Source organism: Methylobacterium sp. V23 (assembly GCF_002917135.1).
Taxonomy (GTDB): domain Bacteria; phylum Pseudomonadota; class Alphaproteobacteria; order Rhizobiales; family Beijerinckiaceae; genus Methylobacterium.
The window spans coordinates 1-17,677 of record NZ_PDHT01000025.1; the positions used below are offsets into that span (position 1 = coordinate 1).

At 65.6% G+C, this 17,677-nt stretch carries 13 protein-coding genes; 2 read left to right on the forward strand and 11 right to left on the reverse strand.

Translation table 11 applies throughout. The features are described from left to right. Window positions 1–996 precede the first annotated feature (996 nt). From CRT23_RS27905 to CRT23_RS20230, 11 genes are all read right to left on the reverse strand, one after another. The gene (locus CRT23_RS27905) at window positions 997–1,317 is read right to left on the reverse strand and encodes a hypothetical protein (RefSeq protein WP_146056436.1); all 321 of its coding nucleotides are present in this window, start codon (window positions 1,315–1,317) and stop codon (window positions 997–999) included. A gap of 1 nt (window position 1,318) precedes the next feature. Beyond that, window positions 1,319–3,109 carry an EAL domain-containing protein gene (locus CRT23_RS20185; RefSeq protein ID WP_103711486.1) on the reverse strand — a complete coding sequence of 597 codons (1,791 nt, stop codon included), beginning with the start codon at window positions 3,107–3,109 and terminating at the stop codon, window positions 1,319–1,321. A 75-nt stretch (window positions 3,110–3,184) separates the two neighbouring features. Further along, a complete protein-coding gene (locus CRT23_RS20190; protein ID WP_103711488.1) occupies window positions 3,185–4,657 on the reverse strand; it encodes a PAS domain-containing methyl-accepting chemotaxis protein in 1,473 nt (490 codons plus the stop codon). 431 nt (window positions 4,658–5,088) lie between these two features. Then, complete coding sequence (locus tag CRT23_RS20195; RefSeq protein WP_103711490.1) at window positions 5,089–6,825, reverse strand: HWE histidine kinase domain-containing protein; 1,737 nt, start codon at window positions 6,823–6,825, stop codon at window positions 5,089–5,091. Window positions 6,826–6,948: 123 nt separating this feature from the next. Then, a complete protein-coding gene (locus tag CRT23_RS20200; protein ID WP_181017402.1) occupies window positions 6,949–10,482 on the reverse strand; it encodes a PAS domain-containing protein in 3,534 nt (1,177 codons plus the stop codon). 183 nt (window positions 10,483–10,665) lie between these two features. After that, the gene (locus CRT23_RS20205) at window positions 10,666–11,844 is read right to left on the reverse strand and encodes a zinc-dependent alcohol dehydrogenase (RefSeq protein WP_103711494.1); all 1,179 of its coding nucleotides are present in this window, start codon (window positions 11,842–11,844) and stop codon (window positions 10,666–10,668) included. A 226-nt stretch (window positions 11,845–12,070) separates the two neighbouring features. Continuing rightward, on the reverse strand, window positions 12,071–12,982 hold the full coding sequence (locus CRT23_RS20210; RefSeq protein WP_245436429.1) for a hypothetical protein: 912 nt from the start codon (window positions 12,980–12,982) through the stop codon (window positions 12,071–12,073). 71 nt (window positions 12,983–13,053) lie between these two features. Further along, on the reverse strand, window positions 13,054–13,374 hold the full coding sequence (locus tag CRT23_RS20215) for a hypothetical protein (protein ID WP_103711496.1): 321 nt from the start codon (window positions 13,372–13,374) through the stop codon (window positions 13,054–13,056). A 154-nt stretch (window positions 13,375–13,528) separates the two neighbouring features. Next, window positions 13,529–14,197 (reverse strand): sigma-70 family RNA polymerase sigma factor, encoded by a 669-nt coding sequence (locus tag CRT23_RS20220; protein WP_245436431.1) that lies wholly within the window; start codon window positions 14,195–14,197, stop codon window positions 13,529–13,531. A gap of 45 nt (window positions 14,198–14,242) precedes the next feature. Then, window positions 14,243–14,506 (reverse strand): hypothetical protein, encoded by a 264-nt coding sequence (locus CRT23_RS20225; protein ID WP_103711500.1) that lies wholly within the window; start codon window positions 14,504–14,506, stop codon window positions 14,243–14,245. A 52-nt stretch (window positions 14,507–14,558) separates the two neighbouring features. Continuing rightward, on the reverse strand, window positions 14,559–15,569 hold the full coding sequence (locus CRT23_RS20230; protein ID WP_103711501.1) for an HWE histidine kinase domain-containing protein: 1,011 nt from the start codon (window positions 15,567–15,569) through the stop codon (window positions 14,559–14,561). Between the two features lie 306 nt (window positions 15,570–15,875). On the opposite strand from CRT23_RS20230, the gene gntA reads away from it, so the two are divergent. Continuing rightward, window positions 15,876–16,580, forward strand: a complete 705-nt coding sequence (gene gntA, locus CRT23_RS20235; protein ID WP_103711502.1) for a guanitoxin biosynthesis heme-dependent pre-guanitoxin N-hydroxylase GntA — start codon at window positions 15,876–15,878, stop codon at window positions 16,578–16,580. A 97-nt stretch (window positions 16,581–16,677) separates the two neighbouring features. After that, window positions 16,678–17,676 (forward strand): SDR family oxidoreductase, encoded by a 999-nt coding sequence (locus CRT23_RS20240; protein WP_103711503.1) that lies wholly within the window; start codon window positions 16,678–16,680, stop codon window positions 17,674–17,676. The last annotated feature ends 1 nt before the right edge of the window (window position 17,677 follow it).

Here is a 17,677-nt window from a genome sequence, read left to right on the forward strand (position 1 = left end):
CGCGCTTCGGCTTATCGGAGGACATTTCAGGGGCCATGCCCCCTTATGGCACACGAGCCCTCGGGGGTCGCCGAGGGATTGCTCCTCCGCCGTGGTATGGTGCCTGCTTCTCACCCCGCACCGAGGTTACGATGAGGCCGGCGAACGGGTGCTTGCGGGAAGCGCCGACAACGATGTGAAAGACCAGCTTGGGTCGACATCTGCCGGTCTGCTCGGTGGCGAGTTCTGGCTAACATTGGTCGACTCCTGATGTCGGGAATACAATCGGTTTACCGACAACGGTGATCCGTTCGAACTGGCGAACGCAGTGCGTGACATTCACCCCTTGGTCGTCGGTGATGCCAATCACCGCCTTGGGTCATCAGGCACGCTGGGTCGGCGCGTGCCAAATAGCCATTGGGTCAAGATACTAGTCGCCTGGAGCATAGATTAGCAACGGAGCATAAGGCTTGATGTTCGAGTAATTATCTTGATTTTTAGCCACGGAGCATGCGGAAATCATACTAATATGCAGTCGAAGTTTGTTGCTGACTGCCGTAACAGCCAAAACCTCGTTTTCGACGCGAATAGCAAACTTGAAAAACTGTTTGCGCCTATCCAATCGTGATGGGCACTGCACCTCTACAATATAAACTAACATAGAATAAAATTAATATTCTGCATTCCACCTATTGCAACGCGCGAAACGGTAATGGGCCCATGAAGTTCGATCACGTGTTCGTGGGATGATTTCGCGCCAGTTTATCTGCTGAGTCTGCGCAAGATTTGATCGAGCCTGCACTTAGGCATAGCACACACGACTGGATGTTGGGTCGAGATTAGTTGCGCTACCTAACAAGGGGCGGTAGATCAGGCCTACCCCTGTTAAATTCCCGGACTTCAGAGGGAGGTCCAACTCGGGCGAGCTATGCCGCTCATGCAGAACGAGGCGGAGCGAGTGCGCGCAGTGAGATCCACAGGCGGTGACCGGGTACATCCACGGTCTCGCCTATCCCCTCAAACCGGCGGTTTGTCCGGCCCTGAGCTTGAGAAACTACGAGCGTTCGAGATGAGCCTCTTGATCTGATCACGCATGGCCTCAAGGCCTGAGCCGCGTAGAAGCATATCCGCTTCGCTCGGCAATAAGGTTGCTTTGAGACCCTCAACCTCGCGGTCCAAATCGATCAGCGTTCGTTCCAGCGTTTCAGCAAGCGCGTGAATATGAGATGCTCGGGAACCAAGATCTTCACCAGCTTCGAAGGCAGACTTCAGCTTTTCGGTCAGACGCGTGAATGCCTGCCCACCGGCCTGTGTGGGAAGCGAATGAACTTCAGCCATGCTACGCTGCAGTGCTCGACGAATGAGTACGATTGGCTTGATACCACGACTTGAACGCCTCGGCCTGCATCGGGCGTCCGAAGAAGTACCCCTGGCTCTCGTCGCAGCCCATGCCGAGGATCAAGTCGGCTGTTTCCTGCGTCTCGATACCTTCGGCTACGACGCGATAGCCGAGATCATGCGACAGCGTGATCATCGTGGCCACAAGGCTGCGCTGCCGAGCACCCTCTGAACAGCCGGCGATAAAGGAGCGATCGATCTTGACGACGTCGAAAGGCAGCGCCTGGAGGTAGGAAAGCGAGCTGTACCCAGTCCCAAAATCGTCGATGGCAAGGCGGATACCGGCAGACGAGAGCCGCTGGAGCTGCTCCAGGGCATGGCCTGCATCCTCCATGACCGCGCTTTCCGTCACCTCAAGCTCAAGGTGGTGCGCTGGGACACTGTGTCGAGCCAGGAGGCCCAACACACGATCGACGAAGTCCGCCTCCTTCAGGTTACCAGCCGAGACGTTCACCGAGAGCACGAGATCCATACCTTCAGCCAGCCAGCTCGCGAGCTGGGTCAAGGCTGTATCGAGAACCCAGGTGGTCGTCGGCTTGGCGAGCGCCATGCGCTCGATCAGCGGGATGAACTCGCCGGGCGAGACGCTGCCAAGCTCTGGGTGGGTCCAGCGCAGGAGCGCCTCGGCGCCGAGGCAGAGCCCCGTATCGAGGGCGACGCGAGGCTGGAACACCAGATGCAGTTGTGACACCTCTTCCAAGGCCTGCCCGAACCCGTTCAGGAGGTCGAAGCGGCGTCGCTGCAGGGCGTCCTGCGTCGAGGAGTAGAGGCTGACCTTGGTGTCCGTCAGGCGGGCGTCTTCGGCGGCACAATGCGCAAGCCGGAGAACGTCGCTGGGCTCCGTCTCACCGAGCGTAAAGGGCGCTAGCCCGATCGCTACCGTGGTGACGAAGCGCGAACTGGCCTTCGCTCGGATGGCAGCGAGCATCGACGCGAGCAGGCCGATATAGGACTCCTCGACGACGTCCCGCGGTGCCAGGAACGCGATCTGGCTGGCCCCAATCATGTAGGCGGTACGCGCCGGCCCCAGGGCGGTGCGCAGGACCCCTGCAGCTTCCCGGACGAGTTCGTCGAGGAAACTTGCGCCCATCACCCGTGCGGTGTGGCTGAGCTCCTCGGGGGAGGCCAGATCTACGAACACGACCAGACGCTGCGAACCGTTTGGGTCCGTCAGAACCAGATCGTTCAGGTCTTCGACGAACTGGGTTCGATTGGGAAAGCCAGTCAGGGGGTCGATGCGGCCATGGGCATGCTGCAGCTCGACCTGAGCCATCACCATGGCAGCCATATCGCGCAGCGTTGCTGTCTCGGCAGCCGAGAACTGCCGGGGTTCGGCACCTGTGACGCAGAGGGCGCCGATGGCCAATCCGTTCTGGGTGAGCAGTGGGGCTCCTGCGTAGAAGCGAGCGCCTGACTGGGCCAGGGGGCTATCGCGGTACGCAGGGTCCTGTGCGATGTCGGGGAGCACGAGAACGTCGCGGGTGTCGGTGACCTCCGCACAGGGCGCTCCCTCACGCGGCATCGAAGCGACATCGATACCAACGCGGGACTTGAACCATTGCCGGTCGTGGTCGGTCAGAGAGACGGCCGCCCCCGGAAGGCCGAAGAGCTGGCTGGCCATCCGGGTGATGCGATCAAAGCTCTCGCTTGCTGGCGTATCCAGTAAGCGCAGCTCCTGCAGAGCAGCGAGCCGCACGGCTTCGTCCTGTTGGGCCTCATCAGGGGACGACATGACCGAGTTCCGGGAAGGAGGAAGCCAGGTTCGCATCAAGAGTTGCGATCCGCCGGTATGATACGCGCGACATTCTCAGGCGACTGCCGAGGCTTCGCGCACTTTCGCCGTCGAGCGGTCGACCTGCTCGGCTGCCTGAGCAATCGCCTCCATGCTACCGGCAAGACTGCTCGCGCCCCGTGAAGCCGTCTGCATCGAGGCCGACATCGCGTGTGTGACGGCCGACTGTTCCTCGACCGCCGAGGCGATCGTAGCGGCGACCTGATCGAGTGTACGGATCGTGCCCTGGATTGCACCAATAGCGTCCACCGCCTGCTGGGTTGCTCCTTGCGTCGCACCGATCTGCTGCCGGATCTGGGCCGTCGCCTTGCTGGTCTGCTCGGCGAGCTGCTTGACCTCCTGAGCCACGACGGCAAAGCCGCGGCCTGCTTCACCAGCGCGAGCCGCCTCAATGGTGGCGTTCAACGCCAGCAGGTTGGTCTGGCTCGCAATCGCCTGGATCAGGGCTACGACCTCGCCGATGCGCATGGCCTGTTCACTCAGGCCCGCCACGATCGCACCGGTCTCCTGGGCCTGCTCGACCGCCTGTCCCGCAATCTGCGAGGCGTGCTGCACCTGCTGGCTGATCTCGGAGACGGAGGCCGACAGCTCTTCAGCGCCCGAAGCAACGGCATGAATGTCGCCGGAGACCTGATGCACCGTGCCTGCAGCAGCCACCGTCTGCCGGGTCACGCCGTGAACCGCCTCGCTGATCGCGTTCAAGTCGACGTTGATCGCTTGGGCCTTTTCGGCCCGGTGTCGACGCTCGTAAACCTGTGCCGTCACGTCGGTGGCGAACTTCACCACCTTGACCAGACGCCCATCATCATCGCGGATCGGATTGTAGGTGGCCTGGATGAAGATCTCCCGTCCGCCCTTGGCGATGCGGCAGAACTCACCCGCTTGGTACTCGCCCCGGCCAAGAGCCTGCCAGAAGGCTTGGTATGCGGGCATGTCCCGTTCGCTGGGATGAACGAACAGGCTGTGCTTGCGCCCGACGATCTCGTTCAGCTCGTAGCCAAGTGCTGAAAGGAAGTTGGTGTTCGCATCGAGGATGGTGCCGTCTGGCGAGAAGGCGATAACGGCCTGCGAGCGGTGCAGGGCGGCGACCTGACCATTGGTATCGATGCTGCGTTCCTTCTGCGCTGTGATGTCGGAAGCGAAGACAACGATGCGGACGGGCTTGCCGGTGCGACCAAGCACAGGGTTGTACGAAGCCAGGATCCAGATCTCGCGACCGTCCTTTGTCAGACGCTTGAACTCGCGCGTTTGCGGCTTGCCGGTCCGAAGGTCAGCCCAGAAAGCCTGAGCCTTCGCGCTGTCACGCTCGACCGCTGGCGTAAGGACGCTGTGCGCCTTGCCGATCAGCTCCTCCCGGCTGTAGCCGACGAGAGCGAGAAAATTGGCGTTGGCATTGCGGATGGTGCCGTCCAGATCGAGATCAAGGCAGCCGCGGGAGCGATTGATGGCGTCCGTGAGTGCACGAAGCCCTGACCGAAACAGAGACATGGGCTTTTCCAGCGAGGAGTGAAATCGGCTTCATAGATCGAAACAGTTCACCGGAGGGACCTGAAACAAGCGTTAAAGTTGCCTCACGTTGGGAGAGAAGCAGAGCAATCCCTCCAAAATGTCGCACCTTGCTCGAAGCTCTCATTCCGGGGGTGAAGCTAAAGGTCTGCAATTAGGCAGATGGCACGGTACCCTCGCCACCATGAACCCAAGTGGTGGGGCCGCCGGCGAATGGCTGCTCTGGGAAGTGCTCAGTGTGCTCTGAATAGCTGACACGGGTCGAAGCCGAACGTCCGCTTCCGGATCGAGGATCAAGGTCCGGTTGCCACCCGTAGCGGACCCTCGCAGTGGGTACCAAGCGTCAGACTTGGTCCACTAGGGACCGTAACCCGTCACAGCCGCGTTCACAGTGCTTCAACCATCGACCGCGTTCATGGCGCCGGCTGCGGAGCGTTGCTTACGACATTCCGGAAAGAGGTGAAACGGTCCTGCGCATCCAGGGGCACTTCAATCGTGCATGTCAGGCCCTCGATCCGGAAGTCGAGGTGCACCGCGCCCCCGAGTTCATGGCTGACGCCACCATTGATCAGCCGGGTGCCGTAACCGCGCCGGGGCGCCGCCGTCACCGCAGGTCCGCCGCTCTCGCGCCATTCCATGGTCATCCGCCTTGCGCCGCTCTCGCCTACCGTGACGCGCCACGTGATCTCCACGCGCCCAGTCTCGACGGACAGCGCACCGTACTTAGCCGCGTTCGTCGTGAGTTCGTGCAGCGTCATCCCGAGCGCCAGGACGTACCGTGGCGGAAGGTCGATGCTGGGACCGTCAAGAGCGAAGCGGTCGTGATCCCCGTCCCGAAAGGGCGCCAACTCATTCTCCAGTACGGTGTGGAGGGAAGCGCCCGCCCAGTCGTCGCGCGACAGCAGGTCGTGGGTCTTCGACAGCGAGATGATGCGCCCCTCCAGCCGCTCCCCGGTCGCATCAGTACGGCGCGATTGCCGGGCGAGCGACTGCACCGTGGTCAGGGTGTTGCGGACCCGGTGGTTAAGCTCATGCAGCATCATCGTCTGCCGTTCCTGCAGGAGGTGGCTGCGCGAGATCTCGGCCCGCAACTCGCCTTCGTGTCTCTGCAGCGAGGCCGCCATGGCGTCGAAGGCTTCCCCGAGTTGGCCGAACTCGCCCGGACCAGAGATGCCGCTCCGGGCGCCGAGGTCCCCGGTCCGCCAAGCCGCGGCGGCGCTGAGAAGGCTCCGCACGGGCTTGCGGATGAAGGTGCGCCCCGCCAGGAGGGCCGCCATGAAGGCAAGGAGGGCACCCAGGACGATCAGGGTGACCCCACGCTGCGTCGCCGCGTCGATGTCGGCGAAGGCGGTGGCAGGCAGGAGTCCGACGGCGACGGTCACGGAATCTAGGTCGTCAGGTGTCGCGGCCGCGATGCCGGTGATGCGCAGGTTTCCGCGCAGGCCGGGCAGGTCGATGACCTTGCCTCGGTTCGACGTCACAGCCGACCAGAACTCGGGCGGCGAGCGCTTGCCGACCCACTCGGCATGGTCCGGTAAGCGGACCAGGATGGTGCCGTTCCGGTCGGTGACGGTGAGCGTGGCATCCGGCGGCAGGCCGGCCCGCCTCTGATGCTCGGCGAGGTAGGTCAGGTCGATGCTTGCCAGCACGATACCTGCAGGACGACCTCCGGCTCCCGGTATGGCCTGGGCGAGCTGTAGCGTCGGTGTGCCGGTGATCCGCCCTGTCACGAACTCCCCGATGGCATACCCACCCGTGCGCATCGCGTCCTGGAAGTAGCCCCGGTCGGCCAGGGAGTAGGCCCCGCGCGCCGTGCCTAGTGTGTTGCAGACGATGCTTCCGTCCCCGTCGGCCACCCCGAAGAAGAAGGCACCCGGCACCTTGCCCAGCAGGGTCTTGAGGTAGGACGTGCAGGTATCCGGGTCCTTGTCGCGGATCTCCGGCACCTCCGCGAGGATGCCGAGCACCTGGCGCGTGCCACGCCCGAACTGGCCGAGGTCGGCGGCAACGCTGCGGGCGGCGCGCATAGCCTCGCCGCGCACGGCCTCGCTGCGCGCGGAGCGAAGCGCGTACTCGTTGTAGGCTTGTATGACGAGGGCGGGCGCGAGCGCGAGCGCGACGAGCCCCATGATCCGATTGGTCAGCGGCATGAGGCGATCAGCCCTAATCCTTGGCTCTCTCGCCGCCGGCAAGGAAGAGTACGGAACCAAAGATAGGCGGCTCGGAAGTTCCACCCAAGAGCCGTGGCATCCCGGTCGCCTGTTGGGAGTGCGTCAAGCCGCATCGGCATCACGCTGCTCCTGCATCGACGAGAGCGCCGCCTCCAGACGGCAAACGAGTCCGGTCGGAGAGTAGGTAAGCTTGACCTCGCCCCCGACCTCGGCGGCGAAGCTGCGCTCGATCAGGCGCGAGCCAAAACCTTTTCGCGATGGCTGTGCCAGGATGGGCGGGCCGCCTTGCTCAGCCCATGTCAGGCAAAAGCGAGGGTCGTTTCCCTCGTGAACCACGTGCCAGCGTAGGTCCACGGTCCCCGTCTCGTTGGAGAGCGACCCGTACTTGGCCGCGTTCGTCGCGAGCTCATGTAGGGCCAAGGCAAGCGACAAGGCCGGCTTGGCTGCCAGGAGCACGCCGGGACCGCTCGTACGGATGCGGCAGGGACCGGCTTGTCTGTGCACGCCGAGCGACCCGTCGACGACATCCTCGATGGGCGCAGCCGTCCAGCTTGCCTGGGTCAGGATGTCATGCGCTCGTCCGAGCGAGATCAGCCGGGACGCGAAGGCCTCGCGCATGGCATTGACGTCGGTCGATCCCCGCATCGTCTGGCTGGCAATCGCCTGAACCAGGGTGAGCGTGTTCTTCACTCGATGCTGCAACTCGCCGGTGAGCAGCCGCTGGTGCTCCTCCGCCTTCTTGCGCTCGGAGATGTCGAGCATGGCGCCGATCATGCGCTTCGCCCGACCTTCGGTATCCCGGATGACGTAGCCGCGGTCGAGGATGTAGGCGTAGGAGCCGTCCGCCCGCAGGAAGCGGTACTCGTCGGTCCAGCGCTCGGCACCCCCGTCGATGACCGCGTAGATACCGGCCTTCACGCGCTCGCGGTCATCCTGGTGGATGTGCGACTTCCACCAGGAGCCGCTCGGACCGACCTCATCCCCGGCGTAGCCGAAGAGGGTCTGCACGGCCTCGTTCCATCGGATGTGGTCGCTCGCCAGGTCCCAATCCCAGATGGCGTCGTTGGTGGCCCGTGCAGCCAGCCGGTAGCGTTCCTCCGTCTCGCGCAGACCCTGCTCGGCCCGGCGCGTGGTCGTGATGTCCCGCCCGGTGCCGATGAAGCGCACGGTGCGTCCACCCTCGACGAAGGTTTGTCCCTTTGCCGCTACCCAGCGCTCGATGCCGTCCTCCAGCCCCACGGTTCGGTAGACGATGTCGTAGGAGCTATCGCCGGCGGGATCGAGCGTGGCCTTCACGGTCGCATCCACCCACGCCCGGTCGTCCGGGTGCAATCCGGCCAGGAAGGTGTCGTAGGTCACCGGCGCATCGGCAGCCAGGCCAAAGAGGGCGCACAGGCGCGCATCCCAGACCAGCTCGCCCGTGACGAGGTCGTAGTCGAAGATGCCGAGGTTCGTGGCCTCCACGGCCAGGCGCAGCTGCTCCTGCGCACCATGGAGCGCCACCTCGGTAGCCTTCCTGTCGTGGATGTCGCTGTCGCTGCCGAGCCAGCCGACGATGCGGCCGTCCTCGTCTCGCAGCGGCTCGGCCCGCATCAGGAACCAGCGATAGGCGCCGTCGCGGCCACGCAGGCGCGCCTCGGTGTCGTAGAGGACGCCACGCGAACGGGCGTCGTCCCAGGTCCGCCGCAAGGGCGCAAGGTCATCGGGATGGATGGCATCGGCCCAGCCAAGGGGCAGCGCCTGCTCCGGCGTCTGCCCTGTGTACTCGTACCAGCGGTCGTTGAGGTAGCTCAGGCTTCCATCCGGGTTGCCGAACCAGATGATGGCCGGCGACAGGTGGGTGAGCGCCTGGAAGCGCCGCTCTGCCTCCATGCGCTCATGGATGTCGAGGGAGATGCCGAACCAGCTCAAAGTGCGGCCGTCCTCGTCGCGGAGCGGCTGCCCGCGCGAGAGGAACCAGCGGTACTCGCCGTCGGCCCGGCGCAGCGGGAACTCGACCTCGTAGGCACCTTGGGTCCTGGCCGCGGCAAGCCAGGCATCGCGTACCCTGTCGCGATGGTCGGGATGGATCACCCCCATCCAGCTCGCCTCGCCGACCTCCCCGGGCGGCAGGCCAGTGTAGTCGTACCAGTAGGTGCTACAGTAGGTGATGCCGCCTGAGGCGTCTCCGAACCAAACCACCTGCGGGCTGACCTCGACGAGCGAGCGAAAGCGCATCTCGCTCCGCTCCAGCGCTACCCCGGCCTCGCGCTGCTCGGTTCGGTCGCGCAGGATCTTCACGAAGCCGATGGCGGCGCCGTCTTCGTCGCGTAGGGCCATCATCTCGCCGGATGCCCAGAACAGGCCGTCGCCCTTTCGCAGGTGCCAGCGCTCGTCGATCCCTCGCTCCTCGGTCAAGGCGCTGTGCATCTCCAATGCGGGGATGCCGGCCTCGCGGTCCTCGGGCGTGAAGAAGACGTCTGCGGGCTTTCCAAGCATTTCCTCGGGCGTCCAGCCGAGGATCTCGGTGGCGCCCTCGTTCCAGTCGGTGACGTTGCCGTCGAGGTCCAGCACCACGATGGCGTAGTCGCGGGCGCTCTCGAAGATCGCGCGTCGACGCCGCTCGCTCGCACGCGCCTCCCTGAGGGCCTTCGCCTCCCCCGCTTCGGCGAGACCCGCGGACACGGTCCCAGCAAAGACCTGGGCGAGGCGCAAGTCGGCTTGCGAGAAGGCTCCGGGCCTGCTCGATTGAAGTTTGAGCACACCGACCGGCTCGCCCGCGCGCACCACCGGCACCACGATGCCGGAACGCAAGCCCTGGACCTCAGCCCGTTCTCGGCTTATCCGAGGGTCCGCGAGCGCGTCCGCTACGAGGAGCGGTTCGTTCGCCGAGAGGCAGATGCCGGCAAGGTTGCCCTCCAGCGACGTGCGCGAGCCGGCACCTTCCCCCGACCTGCCCTTGCAGACGGAGCGGACCAGCTCGTCGCCTTCGCGCAACGCGATGACGCCACCTTCCGCCTGCGGGACGGCTTCCATCGCCCCGGCCAGTAGGGTGTCGAGGATCATGTCGATGTCCCCACGCGCCTCGGCGACGGAGATCTGCGCCTGGATCACGGCCTCGCGCTGGTCCAGCATCCGGCGTTGGCTCCGAACGGAGCGACGCAGCTCCATCTGGTCGACGACCTGGCCCGCAAGCGCACGCAGCGACTCCGCTTGCGTCGGTGTCAAACCTTCGGGGCGGGGGGTGCCATCGATCACGCACAGGCTGCCAAGCACCTCGCCCGCCGGGGTGCGCAACGGCGCACCGGCGTAGAAGCGGATGTGCGGCTCGCCCGTGACGAGCGGGTTCTCGCGCGTGCGGGGGTCGGCGGCGAGGTCTGGGATGACCAGCAGGTCCGGCTCGACGAGCACGTGAGCGCAGACCAAGGAGTTCAGGTCCGTCTCGCGCGGTGCGAAACCGACCCGCGCCTTGAACCATTGTCGGTCCGCGGCGACGAGGCTGACGAGTGCCACGGGCGTATCGCAGGCATTGCGGGCGAGCACGACGATGTCGTCGAAGCCCTTCTCCGGGGCCGTGTCGAGGATGTCGTAGCCGGCCAGGGCGGCCAGGCGACCTGGAGCGGTGATCACCGCATCGGGAGGAGCGAGGGGAGTCATCGGGGGACTAACGCCGCAATACGGCAAAGGTGCAACCGGGCGGATAGGCGCTCCGCAGAGGATGGCACGTCGCCCGCAGGGCGTCATATCCGCCGTGAATATAGCCACAAGATCGCCCGTCACTCCGCCTCGACGCCGATGGCGAGCGTCGAGGCGGACGTCGTCAGATGGCTGGACTCAGGTTCAGCCGTGCGGCTTGAACACGACCTTGGTGCAGTTGTCCTTCTTGTCCCGGAACATCTCGTAGAGGGCCGGGCCATCCTCCAGGTTGGTGGAGCGGTGGCTGATGATGAAGGACGGATCGATGTCGCCGTTCTGGATGCGCTCCATCAGCGGCTTCATGTAGCGCACCATGTGGGTCTGGCCGGTCTTCAAGGTCAGGCCCTTGTTCATCAGGATGCCGAGGGCCACGGGACCGACCGGCCCCGCGAACACGCCTGGCATCGAGACGTTTCCGCCCGGACGGCAGGCCAGGATCGCCTGGTTCAAGGCGAAGGGACGCTCCAGGCTGACGGTGTGCTCCATGATGGCGGAGGACACCTTCTGCAGGGTGGTGTCGGCCCCGTGGGACTCCATGCCCACCGCCTCGATGACCGAGTCCGGCCCGAGCCCGTGGGTCATCTCCATCAGGGTGTCCTGGATGTTCTCCTTCGACAAATCGATGGTCTCGGCGCCGGCTTCCCGGGCGAGGGCGAGGCGCTCGGGCACGCTGTCGATGGCGATGACGCGCTTGGCCCCCAGCATCAGGCAGCACTTGACTGCGAGCACGCCGACGGGCCCGCAGCCCCAGATCGCGATGGTGTCCTCAGGGCCGATGTCGCAGTGCTCGGCGGCCTGGTAGGCCGTCGGGAAGATGTCGCTCAGGAACAGCACCTGCTCGTCGGTTAAGCCCTCAGGGACGACGATGGGGCCGACGTCGGCATAGGGCACCCGCAGGTACTCGGCCTGGCCGCCTGGGATGCCGCCCGTGAGGTGCGAGAAGCCGAACAGGCCGGCGAGCGGATAGCCGAAGACCTTCGCCTGCATGGCGCCGTTCGGGTTGGTCCGCTCGCAGCAGCTCCAGTTGCCCCACTTGCACTGCCGGCATTCGCCGCAGCAGATGGTGAAGGGCACCACGATGCGGTCGCCGACCTTGAGCTTCTGGTTGTCGCGACCGACCTCGATGACCTCGCCCATCGTCTCGTGGCCGAGGATGTCCCCGCATTCCATGGTGGGCATGAAGCCGCCCATCAGGTGGAGGTCGGAGCCACAAATCGCGCAAGCGGTCACCTTGATGATGACGTCACGGCCATGCTCGATCTTCGGGTCGGGAACGGTCTCGCAGGAGATCTTGCCCCTGCTCTGCCAGGTGAGGGCCTTCATGCGTGTCGTTCTCCCGCGGGACGGCGTCCCGCCGAATGGAAGGACCTGCCAGCGGCGTACGCCGGGTCGGCACCGATGGTTCCCGGGAGCACGCGATCCGGGGGTGCGTAAGGGGGAATGCCCGACCCACGTACGTGGAGGCGCTCACGCTCGTGCCACGATGCGACCTTTGCGCAACTCAATGTGTTGGACGACGAAGCGGCCGAACGGGGCCTGCGACTGAAGCCTAGGGGGTGAGGGTCGCCCCAGCGACCGGCGCGTCGCAGGCTCGCCAAGCCGCCGGGATGACGAACCCGGCCGCGATGCGCGAGAACTCGGGTGTGCGTAGGTAACCGTAGGACTTGTGGTGGTTGGGCTCGCCCGTGGGCCGGCGGTAGTCATTCACGACCCGGTGGTCGACGACCTCGATCCCGGCGTCGCTTGGCACGAAGTCTTCGGCCAGGGCCCCGGTGACAGCCACGATGTCGTTCCCGTCCGCCAGGTTGGTCCAGTGCCGGATGTTGTTCGGCACCCGGGCGACGCCGCACTCGGCTTCGATCTTGAGCTTCACCTTCGCCAATCCGAGCGGGGAGCCGACCGTGACCAGGTGCTCGACCCTCAAACTCGGTGCCTCACGCTCAAGAAGGCGGAGCACGTCGTAGGCGATGACCGATCCCATCGAGTGCGCCACGAGCAGGATGCGGCGGTCACGGAACGCTTCGAGCCGTTCGATCAGGCGGGACCTTACCTGACGCGCGAACCCCTGCTCGACGTGGTAGTGCCAGAGGTCGTCGAAGCGATGCTCCAGAATAAGGTCGTCGATGAGCGTGACACCCGTCGCCTCCTCGATCCGGTCGATGCTTTCGTAGACGATCCCCAGGACGTCCGGACCGGTCAGCTTGGGCGCATCCTCCTCGCTTGGCAGCGCTCCCGCCCCACCATACGGCCGATACGGCTCGTCCAGGGCATCGCTCGCGAGCGGCATCTCGTAGCGGAGGTCGGCCCAATACACGAATTCGAAGGCGAATTCGGCGTCTGCCAGATCCTCGTTCCGCGCCAGCCCTTCCGCGATGGCGGCCTTCCACCAACGCGTCTTTTCATCGACCGGCGGCTTGTTGGCCAACCCGTGGATGCCGATGATGATGCCGGGCCGTTCCATGTGCGCCAAAGCCCTCCGTCGCGGCGATGCCTACGCCAAGGGACGACGGCCGCCAGAGGCCGAAGCGCAGGTCACTGGCGCCGCAGCAGGCTGAACACGGCCAGGCCCGCCAAGCCCGCGAGGCCGAGCGCGATGAGGCGATTGTCCTGGAAGGCGCTCACGGCCTGGCCGCCCGTCTCGTACAGCGCGTGCGTGCCCGGGGAGCGGGCGAGCAGGCCCTCCGCGCGCTCACGATGCTCGTCGCGAACGTGGATGAGGACTTCGAAGTCGTCACCTTGCCGCTCGATGTCGATGCTGTTGCGGGCGAAGCCGCCGCTGACGAGCCGCTGCTTGGCCGAGCGGGCCGCGTTCAGGGAGGGAAACAAGGCCGAGGCGAGACCGGTGTCGGGCATTCACGTTCTCCGTTGCGCGGAGCCAAACGCCGCCGGCTCGGGAAGGGTTCAGAATTTGGAGAGCTCGGTTTGCGAGCGCCGTACCTGCCGCCGCCCAGTCGGTCCGGTAGGATTCGCCGGCATGGTACGGTGAAGGGTGTAACTTCGGAAAACCCTATCCGAGGATCTCGGACAATCGCTCCCGCGCGCGCGACATCCGGCTTTTTACCGTCCCGACCTTGCAGCCCATTGCCAGCGCCGCCTCCTCGTAGCTGAGGTTGTTCAGCACGATCAGCACCAGCGTCTCGCGCTGCTCCGGCGGGAGTTGGCCCATGGCGACGTGCATGTCCTGCAGGTGGAGGCGGTCTTCCTGGGGCGGTGCGATGCTGAGGGCTGCCGCATACGCCTCGTCGGGGTCCTCGACCTCGTGGCTCCGCTTCCGGTGATGCGAGTAGAAGGTGTTGCGCAGGATCATGGTCAGCCAGCCGGCGACGTTGGTCCCTGCCTCGTAGGTGTGGCGGCTGCGCCATGCGCGCATGAGGGTTTCCTGGACGAGATCCTCGGCGCGGGAGCGGTCCTTGGTGAGCGACAGGGCGAACCGCATCAGGCCCGGCATCTGCTCCGCCATCCCAGCCCGCACTTCGGCGGTGAGTGTCTCGCCGTAGGCGGCGAGGGCTGCGTCCAGGCGCTCCATGAGCGCATGGAGGGGCCCGGAGGCGCCGAATGCGTCGAGCGAGCCATAGAGAGCGCGAAGCTGGGTCCCGAGGTGCTCGCGGACCTCAAGGGATAAAACGGGATCCTCCTGTCCGGCATCAGCCAGGGAGGACATAGTCGTCGAAGGCATCAAGGTCATGGCTCGGTCGTTGCCCGGAATGGAGTCGGTTTGACGTCACTGGAAGAGGCGGGCCGCCTCCCGATGACGTTTGCCAAGATGTCGTTCGATCTGCTCGAACAGACCGCCCCTGTTGAGCGTACGATGTGCCGGAAGGGCAAGCTCGGCTCGCAGGCATTCGATGGCGGCGGCGCGGCTTCTGTATCCTCGGAAAGTCATGAGATAGGTGTCGACGACCTGTTCGGCCTCGATGATAGCGCCAGGTCGGTAGGCGACCGCCAGGGCGATGACATCGCGCACCGTTTGACTGAGATGGTCCACTCGGCCATGTCCTCCACCCCCATTGGATCTGTTTTCGCGATAAGCGAGGGATCTATGGGGTCGATGGCTTCAGCGGGATGCGTATGGAAACCCGCAACCCCTCCGGATCGAAGGCCACATCGACCTTCGCCTCCGCTTGGGTGGTGAGCACCTTCCGGAGCAGGCGCGAGCCGAACCCTTCTCGGGTCGGCGGCGGGACAGGCGGGCCCCCATGCTCGTTCCATATCCAGTCCAGGACCGGGCCACCCGGCCCTTCATCGATCCTCCACGTTACCTCAAGGTGGCCATCCCGATGCCCGAGGGCACCGTGTAGGAGGGCGTTGGTCGTGAGCTCGTGCAGCGCCATGCCGACCGGTACCGCAAGCTCCGAGGGCAGGATGACGGAGGGACCCTGCAGCGTGAGGCATCCCCGTTCGTCGTAAGGGTCGAGCTCGGCCCGCAGCAGGCCCTCGAAGGAGACGACCTGGTCGACGTCCTCGGTGATCAGAGCGTGCGTCTTGGCGAGCGAGGCGATCCGACCCGAAAAGGCGCGGCTGAAGCCGGCGATGGAGGTCGAGGAACGCACGGTCGCATTCAGCACGGCCTGGACCGTTGCCAGCGTGTTCTTCACCCGATGGTGGAGCTCGCGCACCATAAGCCCCTGTCGGTCCTCGGACGCGCGCCGTTCGGTGACGTCGCGTTGCGCCGAGATCCAGCGCGTGATGCGGTTGTCCGTTTCGCGGACCGGCGTGATCAGCCACTCGACCATGGAGGTTGTACCGTCCTTACGGTAGTTGAGCGCCTCGCCCTGGAAACCCTCGCCGGCCCTGAGGGCGGTGCGCATGCGCTCGATCACGGCGCGTTCGGTCTTCGGTCCCTGGAGCAACCGCGGGGTGCGGCCCAGGACTTCGGGCGCCGCATAGCCGGTCATGCGCGTGAAGGCCGGGTTCACGTACTCGATGCGGGCTCCCGGCTCGTCGAGCTCGGCGGAGGTGATGAGAATGGCCTCGCCGGACGCCTCGACTGCGGCGAAGAGGACCCCGAGATCGGGCCGGCCCGTATCCGCGTCATCAGATTCGTCCAAGGCGCGTCCCTCCCGGAACCAGGAGGCAGTCCAGGCACCGTGCCCTGGTCCCCACGTCTAGCCCAGCCGTCAATCCTTGGCGGCTCGGGTGGTTTCCGGCCGTGCTTAAGTACGCTTGGGGGCGCGGCTTGAGCGGCTTCCGTGCTCAAGCCCGTCATGCCGCGCGTCCAAGGGGCCTGTATTCTGTGGGTAAGCGCCTCGTGTCAGCCAAGCCCCGGAACGACCTCCGGCCCTTGCCGTTGCCGAGTCCCGCAACGGCCCCTGAGGGCTAGGCGGACCTCCTGTCGTCGCGTGTGCCGAGTTCCTATGCAGTTTCCCCGAGACGATCGACATCATCCCAAGGCAGAAGCCTTCCGGGAATTTATCCGTGATGCCGGGTTCCCGTGCGTCGGCGCCAAGTCGGCCCTGTCCAAGGGGCAGATGCGGATCCTCGTCGCCCGGGACCTCACCTCGGCCTGGGACGACATGCGGATCTACCCGGCGCTCCTCGCCTTCGCCGCGCGCTACCGCCGGCAGCCCGACGTGTTCCAAAGCTTCGCGGTGGTGTTCGAGGGGCCGGGTGCCCTCGACGAGGAAGGATTCGAGCGTCACCTCTGGGAGCGGGTGCAGTCCCTCTCCGACAAAGATGCCTGGCTCGGACATCCCGTGGACGAGCGGGTGGCGGCCGAGCCGGACAGCCCGCACTTCTCCCTGAGCTTCGCGCGAGAGGCGTTCTTCGTGGTCGGCCTGCACCCGAACGCGAGCCGGCCGGCCCGGCGGTTCTCGTCCCCGGCGCTGGTGTTCAACCTGCACGCCCAGTTCGAGGAACTGCGCGAGGCCGGCCGCTACGAAAAGCTGCGCTCCTCCATCCTGCAGCGGGACGAGGCCCTGGCCGGCTCCATCAACCCGATGCTGGCACGCCACGGCGAGGTGTCCGAGGCGCGCCAGTACAGCGGTCGCGTCGTGGATGAGGCATGGCGCTGTCCGTTCCGGCCCCGCACCGCGACCGGAGATGGGCTGGACGTTCGCTGAATTGGCGTTACCGCGTGATGGGTCCGGCAACGTATCCATCCGTCGCGCGTACCCCCGTGGCCCCTCCGTAGGGGGGCAGCATGGGGGCGGAGTGAGAATGCGACACAAGCCACTGGCCGAGCAGGTCATCGTCATCACCGGTGCATCGAGTGGCATCGGCCTCGCCACCGCCCGAATGGCCGCGAGGCGCGGTGCCAGGGTCGTGCTAGCCGTCCGCAGTGGGGACGTGCTCACCGAGATCGTCGCTGAAATCGGTCCTCGGGCAGTCCAGGTGGTCGCGGACGTCGGCCGGCTTGAGGACGTGCAGGCGATAGCCGACGAGGCGCGGGCGAGCTTCGGCGGCTTCGACACCTGGGTGAACGTGGCGGGCCTCACCGTCTACGGTCCCTTGAGCGAGATCGCTTACACCGACCACGAGCGCTTGATCCAGACGAACCTCTGGGGAACGGTGAACGGCTCGCTGGTGGCGGTCGAGCACCTGCGCAAGCAAGGCGGCGCCCTGATTAACGTGGGCAGCATCGCCTCGGATCTCGCCTTCCCGTTTCAGGGCCTCTACGCCACATCGAAACACGCGGTGAAGGGGTTCACCGACACCCTGCGCATGGAGATGATCGCCGAGGGCGCACCGGTCTCGGTCACCTTGGTGAAGCCCGCCTCCATCGACACGCCGTTGCCGCAGCGCGCGCGCAACTACATGGACCGTGAGCCGACGTTGCCGCCGCCGATCTACCCGCCGGGCGAAGTCGCCAACGCCATCCTGCACGCCGCCGTGCACCCGCAGCGGGACATCTTCGTAGGCGGCGGCGGCAAGGCGTTCGTCATGGGCAAGGAATTCGCGCCTGGCGCCTACGACGAGTTGGCGCCCGCCATCATCGCCCTGCAGAAGCGGGCCGAGCCTCCCCGGAATCCCTTAGGCGCGCTTCACGCGCCTGCACATGCCGGCAAGGAGCGTGGGGACCCGCCGATCTACGTCATGCGCACGAGTGCCTACACGCGGGCGACCCTGCACCCGTTGACGACGACGGCGGTCGCTATTGGCCTGGCCGCCTCAGCGGCCCTGTTCCTCGGAGGCAAGCGCGCCAAGCGTCAGCTTTGAG